The 4,550-nt window shown below is 72.4% G+C and carries 3 protein-coding genes; all 3 read left to right on the top strand.

The window, feature by feature from the left end; all coding sequences use genetic code 11:
• Window positions 1-188: 188 nt before the first annotated feature.
• A complete protein-coding gene (locus K7787_RS31160) occupies window positions 189-1,640 on the top strand; it encodes a GuaB1 family IMP dehydrogenase-related protein (RefSeq protein ID WP_009187579.1) in 1,452 nt (483 codons plus the stop codon).
• 436 nt (window positions 1,641-2,076) lie between these two features.
• Window positions 2,077-3,549, top strand: a complete 1,473-nt coding sequence (locus K7787_RS31165; RefSeq protein WP_019983897.1) for an amino acid permease — start codon at window positions 2,077-2,079, stop codon at window positions 3,547-3,549.
• A 10-nt stretch (window positions 3,550-3,559) separates the two neighbouring features.
• The gene (locus tag K7787_RS31170; protein ID WP_019983898.1) at window positions 3,560-4,012 is read left to right on the top strand and encodes an Lrp/AsnC family transcriptional regulator; all 453 of its coding nucleotides are present in this window, start codon (window positions 3,560-3,562) and stop codon (window positions 4,010-4,012) included.
• Window positions 4,013-4,550: the final 538 nt, after the last annotated feature.

Genomic DNA, 4,550 nt, shown 5'->3' on the forward strand with positions numbered 1-4,550 from the left:
CCCCTCGTCCGTGCCCGTCCGCGCGCCCGGCGCACCGTGCCCCGCCGTTGGAGGTTCCTCCCAACCGGCCCCTGACCGGCCTGGATGTTTCGTCGGGGGCCGACGGCGCCTTGGACATGGGACAATGAAGTACGTGCTCTTTCCCCCTGCGCAGACCTGCCAGGGGGTCACCTCTGATCGACTGGGATGTGCAGCACGTGCGTTTCCTCAACGACATCCAGCCCCCGTACGACCTGACGTACGACGACGTCTTCATGGTGCCGAGCCGCAGCGCGGTCGGCTCGCGTCAGGGCGTGGACCTCAGCTCCCCGGACGGCACGGGCACCACCATCCCGCTGGTCGTCGCCAACATGACCGCGATCGCCGGCCGCCGCATGGCCGAGACCGTGGCCCGCCGCGGCGGACTGGTGGTCATCCCGCAGGACATCCCGATCGACGTCGTCACCGACGTGGTCTCCTGGGTCAAGAGCCGCCACCACGTCCTCGACACGCCCATCGTGCTGGCCCCGCACCAGACCGTCGCCGACGCCCTCGCCCTGCTGCCCAAGCGGGCGCACAACGCCGGCGTGGTCGTCGACGAGGAGCAGCGGCCCGTCGGCGTCGTCACCGACCGGGACCTCACCGGCGTCGACCGCTTCACCCAGCTCGAAGTGGTCATGAGCAAGGACCTGCTGCTCCTGGACGCGGACATCGACCCGCGCGAGGCCTTCAACACCCTCGACCAGCACAACCGGCGCTACGCCCCCGCCGTCGACAAGGACGGCCGTCTGGCGGGCATCCTCACCCGCAAGGGCGCCCTGCGCGCCACGCTCTACACCCCCGCCACCGACGACAAGGGCGGGCTGCGCATCGCCGCCGCCGTCGGCATCAACGGCGATGTGGCCGGCAAGGCCAAGCAGCTCCTCGACGCGGGCGTCGACACCCTCGTCATCGACACCGCGCACGGCCACCAGGAGTCGATGATCAGCGCGGTCAAGCTGGTCCGCGGCCTCGACCCGCAGGTGCCGATCGTCGCCGGCAACATCGTCTCCGCCGAGGGCGTCAAGGACCTGATCGACGCCGGCGCGGACATCATCAAGGTCGGTGTCGGCCCCGGCGCCATGTGCACCACGCGCATGATGACCGGCGTGGGCCGGCCGCAGTTCTCCGCCGTGCTGGAGTGCGCGGCCGAGGCGAAGAAGTACGGCAAGCACGTGTGGGCCGACGGCGGCGTCCGCCACCCGCGCGACGTGGCCATGGCGCTGGCCGCCGGCGCGTCCAACGTGATGATCGGCTCCTGGTTCGCCGGCACCTACGAGTCGCCGGGCGACCTCCAGCAGGACGCCAGCGGCCGCCTCTACAAGGAGTCCTTCGGCATGGCCTCCGCGCGCGCCGTCGCCAACCGCACCTCGGAGGAGTCGGCCTACGACCGCGCCCGCAAGGGGCTGTTCGAGGAGGGCATCTCCACCTCCCGGATGTTCCTCGACCCGGCCCGCCCGGGCGTCGAGGACCTGATCGACTCGATCATCGCGGGCGTCCGCTCCTCCTGCACCTACGCCGGCGCCGCCTCCCTGGAGGAGTTCGCCGACAAGGCCATCGTCGGCATCCAGAGCGCGGCCGGCTACGCCGAGGGCAAGCCCCTGCACGCCAGCTGGAGCTGAGCGGAATCCTTTCCGCGGCGCACCTCGGCAGGCGCCGCGGCAACGCCGTACGGCCCTCGCCTCCCCGCCACGGGGGGAGCGGGGGCCGTACCGCGTTCCCGGCCGCCGGAGGGGCCTCCCCGGCCACCGGAGGCGGCCTTCCCGGCCACCGCACCGCGGCTCCGCCGCCACCGAGGCGAAAGGGACGCCCCCGCACACCCCCGTACGTCCCGCGCGCAACGGTCGAAAGCGCCCGCGCAACGAACACCCGCCCAGCGCCGAGGAACGCAACGATCTTGCGGAGACGCGCAAGGTTGCTGCATTACGACCGCGATGCCCCGCCTCATAGGGTCTGCGCTGTACGTGGCGCGGCAGGGACCCCGCTCGGTGGGTCCCCACGGGACGGGGCGCCACCGGTCCCCGCCGCTGAAGACCCGCAGCGACAAAGGAGCCGCGCGTGCTCGACCAAGGCGCCCCCAGCGCACCGCCGCAGGACCGCACCACCCCCGTCCCCCCGTCCGCCGGTGCGCGCCTGATGCGACGCAAGCCCGTGGAACGCCTGGTCGCCGAGGGCGGTCAGGGCGAGGGCGGCACCCTCAGGCGGTCCCTCGGGCTGTGGCAGCTCACCATGATCAGCATCGGCGCCACCCTCGGCACCGGCATCTTCGTGGTGCTCGGCCAGGCCGTGCCCAAGGCCGGCCCGGCCGTCACGCTCTCCTTCGTGATCGCCGGCCTGACCGCGCTGTTCTCCGCCCTCTCCTACGCCGAACTGGCCGGCACGATCCCCGTCTCCGGGTCCTCCTACTCGTACGCATACGCAACGATGGGCGAGCTGATCGCCTGGGTGTGCGGCTGGTGCCTGCTGCTGGAGTACGGCGTGTCGGTGGCCGCCGTGGCCGTCGGCTGGGGCGAGTACCTCAACGAGCTGCTCAAGGGGACCATCGGCGTCACCATCCCGGCCGCCCTGTCCGAGCCGCCCGGCGACGGCGGCGTCTTCAACCTGCCCGCGCTGATCGTCGTCCTGCTGGCGATGGTCTTCCTGATGGGCGGCGCCAAGGAGTCCGCGCGCGCCAACACCGTCATGGTCTGCGTGAAGATCGCCTCGCTGGTGCTGTTCTGCGCGATCGGCGTCCAGGGCTTCCGCTCCGGCAACTACGCCCACTTCATGCCGCTCGGCATGAGCGGCGTCAGCGCGGCGGGCGCGACGCTGTTCTTCTCCTACATCGGCTTCGACGCCGCCTCCACCGCCGGCGAGGAGGCCAAGGACGCGCAGCGCGACCTGCCCCGCGCGATCATGCTGTCGCTGGTCATCGTGACCGCGCTGTACGTGCTGGTCGCGGCCGTCGCCGTGGGCGCCAAGCCCTGGCGGCAGTTCACCGACTCGGAGGCGGCCCTCGCCCAGATCATGCGCGAGGTCACCGGCCAGACCTTCTGGGGCACCCTGCTGGCCGCGTGCGCGGTCGTCGCCATCGCCAGCGTCGTGCTGACCGTCCTGTACGGCCAGACCCGCATCCTGTTCGCGATGTCCCGCGACGGCCTGGTGCCCAAGGTCTTCTCCCGCGTCCACCCGAAGACCGGCGCGCCGCGCGCCAACACGGTGATCGTGTCCCTGTTCTGCGGCGTCCTGGCCGCCGCCGTCCCGCTCGGCCAGCTCGCCGACGCCACCAGCATCGGCACGCTGTTCGCCTTCGCGCTCGTCAACGTGGCCGTCGTCGTGCTGCGCCGGACCCGTCCCGGTATGCGCCGCAGCTTCCGCGTGCCGCTGTCCCCGCTGCTGCCCGCCGTGGGCTTCGTCCTGTGCGTGTGGATGATGGGCAGCCTGTCCGCCGTCACCTGGGTGGTCTTCGGAATCTGGATGGCGGTCGGGCTCGTGTTCTACTTCGGGTACGGCTTCCGCCGCTCCCGACTGGCCACACCATCCGAGAAGTGATCCACCCACTGTGCTGAACGATCTCGACGAACGCATCGTGCACGCCCTCGCCGAGGACGCCCGCCGCTCCTACGCGGACATCGGGCAGCTCGTCGGCCTGTCCGCCCCGGCCGTGAAACGGCGCGTGGACAGGCTGCGGGCCACCGGAGCCATCACCGGCTTCACCGTCCGGGTCGACCCGGCGGCGCTCGGCTGGGAGACCGAGGGGTACGTCGAGATCCACTGCCGGCGCAACACCTCGCCGGAGACCATCCAGCGGGGCCTGGAGCGCTACCAGGAGGTGGTGTCCGCGTCCACCGTCACCGGCGACGCGGACGCGATCGCCCAGGTCTTCGCCGCGGACATGCGCCACTTCGAACGCGTCCTCGAACGCATCGCGGGCGAGCCGTTCGTGGAACGCACGAAGTCGGTCCTGGTCCTGTCCCCCCTCCTGCGCCGCTACTCGTCGGGCTCCCCGACGTGATCCCCTGAAGGCAGGACACCCGCCCGCCCCCGGACGCCCACAAGCCGCTCCGGGGGCGGAGCTGTTTCCGGCCCCGGAAGGGCGGCATGACCGGCGGGGCAGGACGCGGGGCGACGACCGGTCGAACCGCCCGCGCAGGCGTCCGGCCGACGCCGCGGGCCCTGCGGCCTCGGCGGGGCCGAGCGGCGGGCACCGGTGCAGGAGCACCGACGCCCGGCCCATGCCCAGGAGGGCGCTGTGCGGCCCAAGGCAGGGGCGCGCCGCGCGGTCCACGGCGATGCCGGGCGGTCTACGGCGGTGCCGCGCGGTCCACGGCGATGCCGCGCGGTCCGCAGCAATGCCGGGCGGTCTACGGCGATGCCGGGCGGTCTACGGCGGTGCGCAGGGCCCGCGCCGGTGCCGCACGGAACACGGCCTTGCCACGCGGCCCATGGCGATGCTGCCGGCCCACGGCGGTGCTGCGCGGCCCACGGCGGTGCCGCGCTGACCAATGCTGTGACGTTCTTGTTATGACACGACGTATTGCAGAGCGGTACTC

The sequence above is a fragment of the Streptomyces sennicomposti genome (assembly GCF_019890635.1).
Taxonomy (GTDB): Bacteria; Actinomycetota; Actinomycetes; order Streptomycetales; family Streptomycetaceae; genus Streptomyces; species Streptomyces sennicomposti.